This window comes from Clostridium novyi NT (assembly GCF_000014125.1).
Lineage (GTDB): Bacteria > Bacillota > Clostridia > Clostridiales > Clostridiaceae > Clostridium_H > Clostridium_H novyi.
The window spans coordinates 1,769,509-1,782,989 of record NC_008593.1; the positions used below are offsets into that span (position 1 = coordinate 1,769,509).

Here is a 13,481-nt window from a genome sequence, read left to right on the forward strand (position 1 = left end):
TTATTCGTAAATTCTTTACAATAACTAGAACCTAGAAGATCCTTAATGAAATCTTCTAGGTTCTAAACATAATCTTGTATTAATTATGGTCTGATATAAGGCCATATCTCCCTTATACTTTTCGAATCAATTTTTCCATTTCGTAGTAGTTCTTCATATCCTTTAAAAGTTTGAGGTTCCACTTCACCATACTTTGCTAAATGCCATCCTCTATCACTCCAGCTTATAGCATATCTATCTCCTTTGTACCCAAACTCAATCTCCATGCCCATTTCCAAATCTTCTATTAATTCTTCGTAAGTATAACTCATAAAATACCTCCCTATTTGTAATTAGATTATTTTACCCAATCCCATATATATACATGAGGTACTATGGGATGATCCTTAGGATTACCATGATTAGTGAAATCTACATCCCTTAAGGCACGTCCTAATTCATCATAAAATCTTCTTGCTATTACTTTTCCTAATTCATTAATCCTATCTAAAGTTAATGAAGGATTAGGATTATTATTTACCAACAACGGTTTAACTATCTTGTAATATATATTACTCCTGTTAATATTAGCGCTGCTCCAAACAAAACTGGGACTATAAATGAACCTCCTATTACTCCTGCACATATAGCAAATCTACCATTATAATCTACCATATTAGGGTAATTATTATTACAATAAGCAAACATATTATATGATAATAGAGCTTCTGTTTTTCCTATAATACCGTCGGCATTTACAAACCTACCCCATTCAGAATTATAATATCTTGAATTTAAATAGTATAATCCTGTCTCAGTATCATATCTATATGCTCAAACTTTTGAATTGACAATTAACAATTTACAGTGGAGAGTTATTAGTGAAATTATTTCAAAATTTCTTAGAATTAAGTTTTTAAGTTAAAGAAATTCCTATGAAATAGGCTTCTTCAATTTTTCTATTCCATAGGATAATATAAATTTGCTACATAATTTTTATTTTTTCTTATTCCGAAATATGAATAACACTCATACCATTTACTTTAAAACTATCCAAATCATCATTTTCTAGATGATATGGAATTTCATCTTCTCTAACTCTATGAAATCTTAATGTTGCACTTGGATATTCTCCACAATCATAACTTAGTGTAATACAAAATTTATAGTTTGGATAAATTTCTTTTAATTTATTTGCCCATATTTTTTGTAATTTTAAACCTAATTTCAATTCAGCCATACCTTTTATTTCATCTGGATATTCTATATAGTGGTCTATTACTACTTCACTATCTTCCCACTCAATTTCAGTAAAATCTCTCTCTCTCTTTCTCCCATTTTTTACATATTGAATGTATTTCTTTTCATCTACTTCCTTTTTAGGTAATTCTATAAATATACATCCTTCTATTTCTTTAAATTTAGGATCTATAAGTACACATATATTATCTATCTTTACCATTTCATCTTCATACTTATACTCTGCCGCTTTTTTTATTAATTCTCTCATTAACTTATTGTATCTTATTATCAGTTTCACTCCTTAAATATAAATTAAAATATTTCAACATCTTCTCCTAAATATTTCAAACCTTTTTAATTCTTTTATTATTTCTTTCCTACTCTCTTACTTTAAGCTCATTGCTTCATTTTTCTTCATATTTTGAGTAACGCCTAATACCTTTTTTGTACTCATACATTCTTCATAAAATAAAAACTAAAAGTTTTATAACAAAAAACTTTTAGTTTTATATTACATATCCACTATAAATCTAAGCTAATACAATCACCTTCATCAAACCCTATCACTATTTTTTTAATATTGATTTCATTAAATAATCCATATGTAGATTTTGAAATTTCTTTTATTATTAAAACAGCATATCCTAAATAAATTATATATTCACCTATTTGTTTTATATCATTATCACTTTTTTTTAGTATTTTACTAGTTTTATATAAAATCTCAGAACTAGCATACATATCATCTGGCTCATATTCTAACTCTAAATCTTCTAAGTCTTGTCCTTCTTCTAGCTCAGCACCTGATAAATATAATCCACAAGTTTCTTCATCATCATAAACACCATCAAATAAACCAAAATATAAACAGTCTATATGATCCTCTGGTGGACTATCTTGTAAATTTTCTTCTATCCAATCTATTAAACATTCCTTTTCTTCATTAAAATCAAGTTCTCTTAATTCATTCCAAATATCACTTTCACATTTTTTATTACAATAATTTATTAGTTCATTCATTCCGTCATTTATACTTAAATTCTTATCTACAATATTAAATATATAATCATAATATGATTTTACATATTGATACATAAGTAATCCCCTCACCAATATTATCTTAAATAGTCTTTACTTTTCTAAAACTAAATCCAGTAAATTTATTGTTTTCTATTATTAATTTTACTTTTTCAGATATAATTATTGAATCATAATCTTCTTTTAATTTAAAAACATCCTCTCCATTAATTTTATCTTTGTTAATGACACGATTAATAAAGACTTTAACCCTAGATTCAATATACTCTGAGTTATCCAAATCAATAGCGTCTACTACTTTAATCATATTTAATACATAGCATTTTTCTGATTTGTTGTTATCTTTATTTATAACTGTTGTAGGTAGATATTGAAAACCATCTATATTATTTGTTTCCATAATATTTTTAAATCTTTCACTTACTATAGTCCAACCAAAAACATTATCTATAAAATCTGTCATTTCATTTCCCTCACAAGGATTGAAATAAAATGAAATATTATTATCCCATTCTTCTATATATCTTCCTTTTGTAACAATATGCATATTAATATCATTGTTACAATATGCCATAACTCCATTCTCCTCATATTTATCCACATCATATTTTAAAATATAATAATTCATTTATACCCTTAGTGAGATTATTTTTCTCACTAAGACACCTCCTTTTAACTTTTTAATTTATTATCAACCTCTTCTATATAACTTATCAGGATTATCAATTCTTAATATTCCTCATAAAATAACTCTATTTTTTCATCGGGATATTCCCAGTCATCTGAGCAACTCAACATTTTTAAACCAATTTTATTTAAAGTTTTAACTTCTTCTGTACTAACATATATATATGCTTCCTCATCATCACCTTTACTTATAAACCAACAATATCCATTCTTTAAAAAATATAAATCATCTGGGTAACTTGGATATTTCCAATTAAATAATCCCTTTGCATTCATAAATGCATCTGATTTATACATAGCATAAGTAATTAATTTGTTATACACATTATTTTCTTGTTCTTCATATATATATATTTCATACATGTTTTAACTCTCCCTTAATTATTTAAAACAATTTTCCTTTATTTCTTTTATTTTCTGTTGTAATTATAAATTCATGTTATCATTAATGCTTTTAATTGTATGCTGGTATATTAATCCATTAACTGAATATTAAAAGTGCAATTATCGACTTTCATCTAAATTACGCCATTCAGATTCGTTATCATTTTAATCATAAGTTTTATCTACCGCCTTTTTAGGAATCAGGGAGTATGTTCTACAACATGAACCAGAAAAACAAGAAGCAGGACTTCATGAATTGGCAGTTGTAGTTGAAGTTCTTTTAGAATTTCTTATATTTAAAATTGTTAATACATTTTTATAATTTCACACATCAACAAAAGATGATTCCTATAACAGAAATCATCTTTTTGACTTTTATATATATTCTTCTATAATTTTAATTTCATCCCAATAATGTGATAGTCCTTTTTTATCATGTACTTTCCATCTTCTGTAGTTAGCTAATATTGCTTTATCCCCTTCCACTTGCATTATATTTGTAGCTTATGTTATAGCCATTTCCATCCATGATAAATTCACATTAAAAGCTAGGAGTTTTAAACTACAAACTCCTAGCTTTTTTAATTTTTATTCTACATTACGAAAGTATTTTTATTTCTTTATAATAAATATTTTTAATAATATAGGCTTATCTAAACCATATTCTGTTGTTGCTAGACTATAACTTAATTCTTTAAAACAATCCATAATAACTAAAAACTGATTTATATTATTATTTATTATATTATTAGCACTTCTCCATACTATAGCTACCTTTTCTTCTCCAAGATTATCAAATCCACCCCATAGCGAATCCATTAATGCATCTAAATTCACACGTCCACTTAATATAGGATCTTGAGGAAGTATATTTTTAATTTCCTTAAAAAATGTTTCTAAGTCTACTATATTTATTCCATTAATGGTGAATATCTTATACTTATGTATTTCTAAAAGTTTCTTCACACTACTAATCTTTTCTTCATCTATATAAGATATTATACTAAAATTATCCATATTGCCTCTCCTCTATCTTATTCTCACAAATCCAGGTAACCCTGTATCTCCATAGTGCATCCAAGTATAATAAGAATATTGTGAAGTTAGATTCTATAATCCTGCCTCTGAATAAGCATTCTTATATAATTCATGTGTAAATAAAATTTCATCATTTAATAACACATCCCTAATTTTAGTTATAAATTTAACATCTATGTTAGGAAACGTATCTTCAAAATTTTCATATTTATCTAAATTCATTAAAAGTCTAACTATTACTCTATAAATATTAGGATAACACGATTTTATATTAAGAGAATAATTCATAAATGCCTCCATATATTTTTTAAAGTTATGACATTCATATTTTTCTTTACCAGTATAAAAAGGAAAACCACTACCATCATTCCATTCTTCTAGTAATCCCCAAAATGCTACTAATGAACCAACCTTATATTTATCCTTACTATCATCAAAATGATTATAGTAAGGATATAATAGTTCATCACACCAAGGCAAATCAATTATTCCTCCCATCTCATTTATGCAATTATATAAAGTATTTATTTTTTCATTAATATTAAAAATGTTGTTCAAACTTTTATCACCTCAATAAAATTATTTCCATCTATTCTTTTCTGGTATGTCGCAAAAAATTGCAATTGCGACTTACTTCATATTTTACATTTTGTCTAAACTTTCCCTCAATCTTTTATTTTCATATTTAAGTTTTTCCATATCAACTAATTGGATAATTAATATTTCTTTATCTTCTTTAGACTTTTTTATTTTTTTATAAAGTTATTTTATCCTATCATCTTTAGCCTTTATCTTTAGGTGTACCAACTATACTATTGTTTTATCACTTATACCTAGCCTATATCAAGTATGGTACTCACTTACTCTTATACTTGTATATCTCTAGCATTATCTATAACTTATATTATTATTTACTATCTATACCATAATAACTAAAGATAATATTTGTTATTTGCTCCTATCACTCTTTATATCCACCTACTACTGGATATGCTGTTCTTATATATCCTGTGTTTGCATCATAAACTACTTTTACTAAACAATATTCTCTATTGTTATATACAGGAAATATTCTAAAGTAATTTTGTTTACCTTGCTTCATATCACTATAATTCCATCTTTCACATATAAACTCATTATTCGCAATGCTAACTATTGTTATTTTTATAAAATCCCTAGACCACTTTTTAGGAAACTTAGTCTTGTTCTTAACTTTAGCTTCTATATGATTTGGTACAATGTGCGTTTTCCACTGCTTTTCTGTTAAATACTTATGCTTAGATTTCTTATTTCTACGTGGCATTACCCTAGCTTTAGTAGTAGCATTAGATATCGCTTTTTTAATGGTATTAACAGGCATTAAATAACTAGTAGTATTACTATGTATATATATACTAACAGCTACATGTATTACCGCTATTATACATGCGCCTATCCATGTATATGGATTACTCCATCCAATTGTTCCTATTAACTGTGGAAAGCACCCATTTTCATCACACATATTAATAGGATTGTTTTTGCAATAGGTAAATGTATTATGTCCTAATAATTCTCCAGTTTTACCTGCTAGTGCATCCGCATTTACAAACCTACCCCATTCAGAATTATAATATCTTGAATTTAAATAATATAATCCTGTTTCTGTGTCATATCTATATCCTCTGTATCTGTAAGGGTTCTTATATCCTACATGGTCTTTGTTATTTGTTATGTCTGTTCCATTTTTTTAAATTAAAAGTTATTAATACATTTTTATAATTTCACACATCTATAAAAAGATGATTCCTATAACAGAAAGAATCTTTTTGCTTTTATATATATTCTTCTATAATTTCGAGTTCATCCCAATAAGGTGATAATCCCCTTTCTATCATATATTCTTCGAAAACTTCTGCTTTGTTAAAATCCGATATATCCTCCTTATTGATCCAAAAACGATCACATTCTTCACATATATATATTACATCATTGGTTTTTTTTATTTTTACTTTGTCAATAGCATATTGCTCACATACAGAACATTGTATATTATCTATATTATTCATTTTATATTCCCCTTTCTATTTTACTGGATACGCTGTTTTAGTATACCTTATGCTTAACTATAAAATCTAAAAAGGATAATGTTCTAAAATCCTCATTATCATTACCAATATTTAATACATCTAAATAACTCTTATATAATTTAGAATCTTTTAAATCAGAACTATTTATATTCTCATCAGATATATCCTCCATAACCATGCTTATCAAAAATAAAAATACATTGGATACAGACTTACCACTATACTCCAATGTATTTTATAATTTTTTAAACAATCTAAGCTTTTTCAAAATAAAAAGAAAAAAATCTTTAACAAACGAAATATTTTGTGCCTGCTTTAACTTAAAATCAACATTTTTTAAAGTATATATTGTTATAGCTAAAAATCCAACTATTAAATAAATATCCTTTAAGTCTAAAATATAATTTAAAAATATTATATAGTCCAAACTTCCACCCCAAAATACTTTATCTATTAGTGATGAAATACTGGCTGCTATAAAAAATATTAAACTTATATAAACAGTATTTATTTTTAAATTAATAAACTTAATATACTTATATAAACTTATAAGAAATAAAGACATAATCACATTAATTATTATTAATATATATATACTTAACTTAAAATTAATAGCATATCCATTAAACATTGATATATGATTACAATTTAAAAACACTTTAAATCCTAAGAAGTTATTCCAAATATGAATTTCAGTAGTTTTAAAAAACATATTAATACTAATTTTTAAAACTTGATCTAATAAAATCAAAAATATTACTGCCATATAAAGCACTCCTTAGTTTCTCAATAAATTCAGTTAACGTATATTTATGGTTCCATTATGTTCTTAATTTCTTTTTTATCCACATTCCTCCATGAATATACTTGTTCTGTAGAAGTATCTTTCTTAAAAGTAACGTATACCTCATATGGTATATTGCCACCTTTTATTGGATCATACATTACTTTAATATTTTCTATTTCATTTTCCTTATACCCCTCTTTAGATAATTGCCAAACTGTTGCACTTAATATCTTATCTCTTTCTGTTTGGTTTCCTAAAAAATATAATTTAGATCCTACAAACAAACTAAACCCTATTGATATAATCATTATTAAAATAACTATATATTTCTTCATGAAATTACACTCCTTAATTTCTATACTTAATTTTAAATACAAAAGATACTATCAAAATACTTAATAATATGGAACTTATAAATGAAACTATATAAATCCCAAAATACTTTAATGATACAAAATCTAAAGTCATTGTAATTCTATATAAAAATATACTAAATGTTATAACAATTACTAATATCCAATAGTTTACTTTGTCTTCTTTATTAAAAAATTTCATATTACAATCTGTATATTTCATTAGAGAATATAAATATACTATTATATAAATACTACCTATTACGGTACTTCCATGTTGTAAAAATTTATATATTGGAACTTTATAATTTAAAATGCTAATCTTGTTTGATAACAAACCTAATTTCACTACAAAAAATCCTGTTTTATGGGTAAAACTATCCCATAGAATGTGTGAGTAAATTCCTATTAATGATGAATAAATAAAAACTATAACTTTCTTTATAGTAAAGTTCTTTTTTTCATTAATTAAAAAAGAAAACTTTTTATCAATAGGCTGTGGCATACTTAATATAAACGGTTTTTTTATTATGTATTCCCACAGTAAATATAATATTATTACTAAAGGTATATCAAAACATATGCTTCCTATTAAGGTATGTCCTATAGTACCTTTAGGCATAAATCTTAAGAAATATTCAAAGTCCGGAACCATACTCCCAATAACTAATGCAGAAAGATCTAAATACTTTGGAGCTTTCTTTTTACATGGTATAACTATAGCTGGATGTGCAAATGTAAATGGCATGTATTTTCCTCCTTATAAACTGTATTATTTTCTAATATAGTTTACATTAACATTCATTAGCTATCAATATTAATATTTCTTAGCAAACAGACTTTATTGTAAGTGACATATTTTTCATAAGATCAATATCATAAGGCTGTACTGGTTCATTTGTATATATGTCATAAATAACTCTTATTATTGGCCTATCCGGGAAATTTTTATTTTGTTTTATTACGTATCCTTGTACCCCATTTGAGAGTTTTACTCCACATCCTAAAGGATATATAGCAAAGTTTTCTTTAAATTTCTTTATAACTTCCTTATCAAATTTAGTACCCATTCCAGCTAAAATAAACTCATATGCTTCATTAGGGTCAAACTTCATTCTGTAACTTCTATTGGCACTTACTGCAGTAAACATATCACTTACGGTGATTATTTTTCCATAAGTAGATATTTCTTCATCTTTAAGTCCATAGGGATATCCTTTTCCATCTATTCTTTCATGATGTTCCGCTACTCCTCTTATAATATCTTCTGAAAATAAATTTGTTCTTGTTAAAATATCTCGTCCATAAATAGGATGTTTTTTTATTATTTTAAACTCCTCATCTGTAAGAGGTCCATGCTTGTTTATTATTTCATTTGGAACCTTGATCTTTCCTATATCATGTAACATAGCTGAAATACCTAATTCTTTAATTTTAGATGTATCTAAGTTTAAACATGATCCTAAATAAACTGACATTATCCCAGTATCAACACAATGTATGTAAGTGTAATTATCATATGTCTTTACTTCATATAAACTTATATTTATACTATTTTGATTTATTATTTGCTCAATAAGATTATCCATCTTGTACATAGACTTAGATAAAACTTTTGTATCCCCTTCTAAGAGCTCATTAAATAAGTTAGGCATTATTTCAAGTGTAGTCTGCTTTAATTCTGTTAGTACATTATCCTCTTCTATAACATCAGAAAATCTATTATCTTTGATATATACCATAAATACACCATATCTTTTTAACTTCGGTATCATAAACTTTTCTATTTTAATTCCCGTTTTAAGGAGAATCTCACCGGTACTACTTAATATATCTTTAGCTAATATTTCACATCCTTTTAGATTTTCAATAAGTTCTAATCTCATGCTACATACCTCACTTAAAATTTCAATTATATTACTGTAAATTATACCATAATTTACATATGTAACACACAAATAATTAATTTGTATAAACTATTATTATATAATGCTGAATAATTTTAAGTTAAATAAACATAAGGAGATATAGTGATGTATAGTAATATATTAATTAATAGTCCAAAGAATAACAGTATTATACACAATAAATTTCCTGAAATATCCTTAACTTCTCTTGATAAAACATACTATAAAAATTTATCCGATATAAAAATGTACCTAAACAATAAAAAAGTTCGTTTTAAAATTGTAGACAACACACTTACTTACACTCCTCACAAAAAACTTCATTCAGGAATTCAAAAAGTAAAAATAGTACTATATGATAAACATAAAGAAAAAAAGGAACTCAAATGGTGTTTTTTAATAAAAATATCTTCTGATATAGAAAAATATAATTTTTATTTTGGTATACCGCATTCCCATACTTGTCTTTCAACAGGAAAAGGAACACCTACAGAAGCATTTAATTATGCAAAGAAAAAAGGAATCGACTTTTTAATAGTTACAGATCATGGTGGTCATCTTTACAGAGATAAAAAAAGCACCTCTTCTAAAAATTCTAAATGGGAAACTTTAAAAAATGACGCTGATAAATTTAATAATAAAACCAATAAATTTCTTTCATTAGGTGGCTTTGAATTAACTTCTAAAAACTTTGGTGATTTTAATGTACTAAATTCAAATAATCTTTATAAAGGAAAAATTAAAGACTTTCATAAATTTACTATGTGGCTAAAAAATCAACGAAATCCAATTGTATGTATAAATCATCCCCATAAGTATATAGAAGACTTTAAATATGATTCTGAATTAGATAAGTTTGTAAATTTTATAGAAGTAGGAAATGGTTCTCCCCCTTTTAAATATTTAAATGGAGAAAAATATTATTACAACCTTTTAGATAAAGGTTGGCATATTGGTGCAATAAATGGACAAGATAACCACAGAATGAATTGGGGAGATACAGATAACTTAACAGTTGTTATTTGTAAATCATTAAATAAAAAAGATTTTTATGAAGCTTTAAACTGTAGAAGAACTTATTCTTCTGAAACAAGATCATTAAAATTAATATTTAAAGCAAACGGTAAATGGATGGGAAGCACCATTAACCCTTCTAAAAAATTAAACTTTGAAATATACGCTGAAGATAAAAAAAACCCTATAAAAAAGGTTCAAATTATATCTAATGGTAAAAAAATCATTAAAGAAAAGTCTCCTAAAAAGAAAGGAAAGTTAAAATGGGATTTTTCTATTCCATATAAAAAAAATTGTTGGTATGTAGCTAAGGTTATTTATAAAGATGATAAAATGGGTATTTCATCAGCAGTTTTCACATAGGGCTAAATAATATTAGCCCTATGGATTTTGTTTATAGAATTTCTAATTTTCTATTTTTAAAATAAACAGGTCTAAGGTTACAATATTCCGCAATGTCAATTGCTACATTGAAGTATTTGCCTATATTCTCTTTTACATGAGCATCAGAACCTATAGTTATATATTTTCCTCCAAGCTCATAAAATCTACTGTATATTTTTGAAAGATTATCTATAGCACTTTTATCACAAAGTCTTCTAGTATTTAATTCTAAACAAATTCCTTTATCTATTAATTTTTTTAAAATTTCATCTATATACTCATTATATACATCATAATACATTTCTTTGTCATCATATTTAGCACATCTTGAAAGATAATCTATATGTCCTAAACTATCTATAAATTCGTGTTTCTCTACCCTACTTATAATCTCTTCAAAATACTTTATATAAAGTTCATCTTTAGAATAATCCTTATATAACTTCTCTGCCATATATAAATCCTCATTGTTCATTTCATGTAATGACCCTATTACATAATCAAATGGATAGTTGTTTATAATTTTTCTATATTGCTCTGAGTATTCATTGCTCATTCCTATTTCTATTCCTAATAATATCCTATGATTTCTATATCTTATATAGTCATTAAAATATTTATCACAGTCTAATCTAAATTGATCTTTGTCTGGATAATTCAAATCCATATGTTCTGTAATAATTGCCCCTATATTATATTCTTTCATCTTATCTATAACTTCATGAATTTTCATATTAGAATCTGTTGAATATTCAGTATGCATATGAGTGTCAAACATAATTTTTCCCCCTAAAAAAAGCAGCAAAACTCTAAAGTTTTGCTGATAATTATAATTTATTTTTTCTTCATTTTTTTCTTAGCTTTTTTACTGTCAGATATAACTTCTATATCTGCATTGTTTACTCTACTTGGCTTTGCTTTAGCTCTTATTGTACCATTTTTACCTTCTTTAGATTTATTATAGGCTCTTCTATTATTTAATCCAGCTAAATCTAAAAACCATAAGAAGAATATTAAAAATACTCCTGTATGTATATATTGCCAATACGTATTTTGAATTTGTTTTCCCCATAATAAATTAGGAATAAAAAATACTAAAATTGTAATTACAAGCATAACCCATTTATTAACTTTAATCTTATCTAAAACATAGATTTTTAAAACGTTATATACAAACAAAATAACAACAACTATTAAAAGCATAGGTAAAAATACCTTTAAAAAACCCATATTCGTCATCCTTTCCTCTTGAGTATTTATAATATATTATTATACATATATATATCTATATTTATCAAGTTTAATATATATAATATACAAAAATAATTTATTTTTCCAAGAATAAATTTATCCTCAGAATATATAAATTATAAATTTAGTATTAAATGCACATATTTTTTAGTATTAATAATTATTTTATGTTAAAATATATGTAGTTTATAAACATTTCATAGTTTTTTATTTTAACTTTGTTAATTTAATAAAAACTTTGTTATAATGTTATTGAATATTTTATTTTTAGAGGTGGTTCCCATGGATTTAAAAATAAACGGTCTTGACGATTTAGATATACAAATTTTAGAAATATTGATAAAAGATTCTAGAACTCCTTATTTAGAAATAGCCCGAAAATGTCATGTTAGTGGTGGTACAATACACGTTAGAATGAAAAAAATGGAGGATATCGGAATAATAAAAGGTACCAAGTTGATTTTAGACAATACAAAACTTGGATACGATGTATGTTGTTTTATCGGAATATATTTAAATAAAGCATCTTCTTTTTCTCATGTACTAAAAAAACTTAATGAAATTAATGAAGTTGTAGAATTACATTACACAACAGGAGAATATTCTATATTTATGAAAGTAATATGCCAAAGCATTTCTCATCTACAAAATTTATTAATGAATGAAATTCAAGTTATTCCTGAAATTCAAAGAACAGACACTTTTATATCACTTTCTCAACCAATAGATAGAAACATACAACTGTAATTTAGAAATTATACATTTCTACATATTAAAAAAAGATATATAGATGGTTCTATGTATCTTTTTTATATTTAAACTAATTTTATCTAATCTTTTTATTTTTTTACTAATAATTTTTTTCTTAAATGTAAATACTATTTGTATAAATTTATTTTAAAGGAGATGTAATCACATGAAAGGATTAGATATAACTGCACTTGTTTTAGTTATTATAGGAGCAATAAACTGGGGACTAATTGGTTTCTTTAAATTTAACCTAGTAGATTCTTTATTCGGAAACATGTCCGGTTTCTCTAGAGTTATATATGCCCTAGTTGGTTTAGCTGGTCTTTACGCTATCTCTTTCTTTGGTAGAGATCGTGAAGTTGATGATGCTAAATAAGACTAATTATATATCTCGAATTTATTAATTCCAAATATTTTAAAATATTTGGAATTTTTTCTTGACTTATGAAAAAAATATGATTATAATTAAGTCAATATTTAAAATCGTGGATCAGGATTAGTACCTAAAGTACTAAGTTCTAGAGAGTTGAGGATGGTGGAATCTCAATACAATAGACTTTAGCGAATGGACCTGTTAGATGTAAGCCGAAATCATTTT

21 protein-coding genes, 2 pseudogenes and 1 other annotated feature (1 of these 24 running past the window's edge) are annotated in these 13,481 nt (G+C 25.3%); of the genes and pseudogenes, 3 read left to right on the top strand and 20 right to left on the bottom strand.

All coding sequences use genetic code 11. The annotated features are described in order from the left end of the window. Window positions 1-83: 83 nt before the first annotated feature. From NT01CX_RS08245 to NT01CX_RS08310, 18 genes and pseudogenes are all read right to left on the bottom strand, one after another. Window positions 84-311, bottom strand: a complete 228-nt coding sequence (locus tag NT01CX_RS08245) for a hypothetical protein (protein WP_011722610.1) — start codon at window positions 309-311, stop codon at window positions 84-86. A gap of 26 nt (window positions 312-337) precedes the next feature. Continuing rightward, on the bottom strand, window positions 338-523 hold the full coding sequence (locus NT01CX_RS12470; RefSeq protein WP_039227168.1) for a hypothetical protein: 186 nt from the start codon (window positions 521-523) through the stop codon (window positions 338-340). Between the two features lie 11 nt (window positions 524-534). Beyond that, on the bottom strand, window positions 535-687 hold the full coding sequence (locus NT01CX_RS12590; RefSeq protein WP_011722611.1) for a hypothetical protein: 153 nt from the start codon (window positions 685-687) through the stop codon (window positions 535-537). 9 nt (window positions 688-696) lie between these two features. Then, window positions 697-747: pseudogene (locus NT01CX_RS12595) on the bottom strand (hypothetical protein); the annotation flags it as partial. 238 nt (window positions 748-985) lie between these two features. After that, window positions 986-1,519 (bottom strand): hypothetical protein, encoded by a 534-nt coding sequence (locus NT01CX_RS08255; protein ID WP_242648480.1) that lies wholly within the window; start codon window positions 1,517-1,519, stop codon window positions 986-988. Window positions 1,520-1,743: 224 nt separating this feature from the next. Then, window positions 1,744-2,316: a hypothetical protein gene (locus NT01CX_RS12480; RefSeq protein WP_011722613.1), complete on the bottom strand. Its 573-nt coding sequence runs from the start codon at window positions 2,314-2,316 to the stop codon at window positions 1,744-1,746. Window positions 2,317-2,341: 25 nt separating this feature from the next. Further along, complete coding sequence (locus NT01CX_RS08265; RefSeq protein ID WP_039243030.1) at window positions 2,342-2,887, bottom strand: imm11 family protein; 546 nt, start codon at window positions 2,885-2,887, stop codon at window positions 2,342-2,344. A gap of 101 nt (window positions 2,888-2,988) precedes the next feature. Beyond that, entirely contained in the window at window positions 2,989-3,309 is a 321-nt protein-coding gene (locus NT01CX_RS08270; protein ID WP_011722615.1) for a hypothetical protein, read from the bottom strand. 633 nt (window positions 3,310-3,942) lie between these two features. Continuing rightward, window positions 3,943-4,347 (bottom strand): barstar family protein, encoded by a 405-nt coding sequence (locus NT01CX_RS08275; RefSeq protein WP_011722617.1) that lies wholly within the window; start codon window positions 4,345-4,347, stop codon window positions 3,943-3,945. A gap of 93 nt (window positions 4,348-4,440) precedes the next feature. After that, window positions 4,441-4,926: a hypothetical protein gene (locus NT01CX_RS08280; protein ID WP_011722618.1), complete on the bottom strand. Its 486-nt coding sequence runs from the start codon at window positions 4,924-4,926 to the stop codon at window positions 4,441-4,443. Window positions 4,927-5,329: 403 nt separating this feature from the next. After that, on the bottom strand, window positions 5,330-5,872 hold the full coding sequence (locus NT01CX_RS12315; protein WP_011722619.1) for an EndoU domain-containing protein: 543 nt from the start codon (window positions 5,870-5,872) through the stop codon (window positions 5,330-5,332). A 42-nt stretch (window positions 5,873-5,914) separates the two neighbouring features. Continuing rightward, window positions 5,915-6,082 (bottom strand): annotated as a pseudogene (locus tag NT01CX_RS12600) (RHS repeat-associated core domain-containing protein); the annotation flags it as partial. A gap of 100 nt (window positions 6,083-6,182) precedes the next feature. Beyond that, window positions 6,183-6,416, bottom strand: coding sequence for a hypothetical protein (locus NT01CX_RS08290; protein WP_011722620.1), 234 nt, complete (start codon window positions 6,414-6,416; stop codon window positions 6,183-6,185). Between the two features lie 37 nt (window positions 6,417-6,453). Then, entirely contained in the window at window positions 6,454-6,609 is a 156-nt protein-coding gene (locus NT01CX_RS12320; RefSeq protein ID WP_187146715.1) for a hypothetical protein, read from the bottom strand. A 63-nt stretch (window positions 6,610-6,672) separates the two neighbouring features. Next, window positions 6,673-7,203, bottom strand: a complete 531-nt coding sequence (locus NT01CX_RS11990) for a signal peptidase II (protein ID WP_011722622.1) — start codon at window positions 7,201-7,203, stop codon at window positions 6,673-6,675. Between the two features lie 44 nt (window positions 7,204-7,247). Further along, complete coding sequence (locus tag NT01CX_RS08300; RefSeq protein ID WP_011722623.1) at window positions 7,248-7,559, bottom strand: DUF3139 domain-containing protein; 312 nt, start codon at window positions 7,557-7,559, stop codon at window positions 7,248-7,250. A gap of 13 nt (window positions 7,560-7,572) precedes the next feature. Further along, window positions 7,573-8,325 carry a DUF4184 family protein gene (locus NT01CX_RS08305; RefSeq protein WP_011722624.1) on the bottom strand — a complete coding sequence of 251 codons (753 nt, stop codon included), beginning with the start codon at window positions 8,323-8,325 and terminating at the stop codon, window positions 7,573-7,575. Between the two features lie 79 nt (window positions 8,326-8,404). Then, window positions 8,405-9,463 carry an HD-GYP domain-containing protein gene (locus tag NT01CX_RS08310; RefSeq protein WP_011722625.1) on the bottom strand — a complete coding sequence of 353 codons (1,059 nt, stop codon included), beginning with the start codon at window positions 9,461-9,463 and terminating at the stop codon, window positions 8,405-8,407. A 147-nt stretch (window positions 9,464-9,610) separates the two neighbouring features. Here NT01CX_RS08310 and NT01CX_RS08315 point away from each other — a divergent pair, with 147 nt between their 5' ends. Then, window positions 9,611-10,861 (top strand): CehA/McbA family metallohydrolase, encoded by a 1,251-nt coding sequence (locus tag NT01CX_RS08315; protein ID WP_011722626.1) that lies wholly within the window; start codon window positions 9,611-9,613, stop codon window positions 10,859-10,861. Window positions 10,862-10,892: 31 nt separating this feature from the next. On the opposite strand, the gene NT01CX_RS08320 is transcribed toward NT01CX_RS08315, so the two are convergent. Together NT01CX_RS08320 and NT01CX_RS08325 are read right to left on the bottom strand one after the other, a co-directional pair. After that, a complete protein-coding gene (locus NT01CX_RS08320) occupies window positions 10,893-11,660 on the bottom strand; it encodes a histidinol phosphate phosphatase (RefSeq protein WP_011722627.1) in 768 nt (255 codons plus the stop codon). A 56-nt stretch (window positions 11,661-11,716) separates the two neighbouring features. After that, entirely contained in the window at window positions 11,717-12,112 is a 396-nt protein-coding gene (locus NT01CX_RS08325; protein ID WP_011722628.1) for a hypothetical protein, read from the bottom strand. 303 nt (window positions 12,113-12,415) lie between these two features. On the opposite strand from NT01CX_RS08325, the gene NT01CX_RS08330 reads away from it, so the two are divergent. Together NT01CX_RS08330 and NT01CX_RS08335 are read left to right on the top strand one after the other, a co-directional pair. Further along, window positions 12,416-12,880 (top strand): Lrp/AsnC ligand binding domain-containing protein, encoded by a 465-nt coding sequence (locus NT01CX_RS08330; RefSeq protein ID WP_003365385.1) that lies wholly within the window; start codon window positions 12,416-12,418, stop codon window positions 12,878-12,880. A gap of 169 nt (window positions 12,881-13,049) precedes the next feature. Next, the gene (locus NT01CX_RS08335; protein WP_011722629.1) at window positions 13,050-13,259 is read left to right on the top strand and encodes a DUF378 domain-containing protein; all 210 of its coding nucleotides are present in this window, start codon (window positions 13,050-13,052) and stop codon (window positions 13,257-13,259) included. Window positions 13,260-13,360: 101 nt separating this feature from the next. Further along, window positions 13,361-13,481 (top strand) — a binding site (T-box leader); it runs 133 nt beyond the window's last position.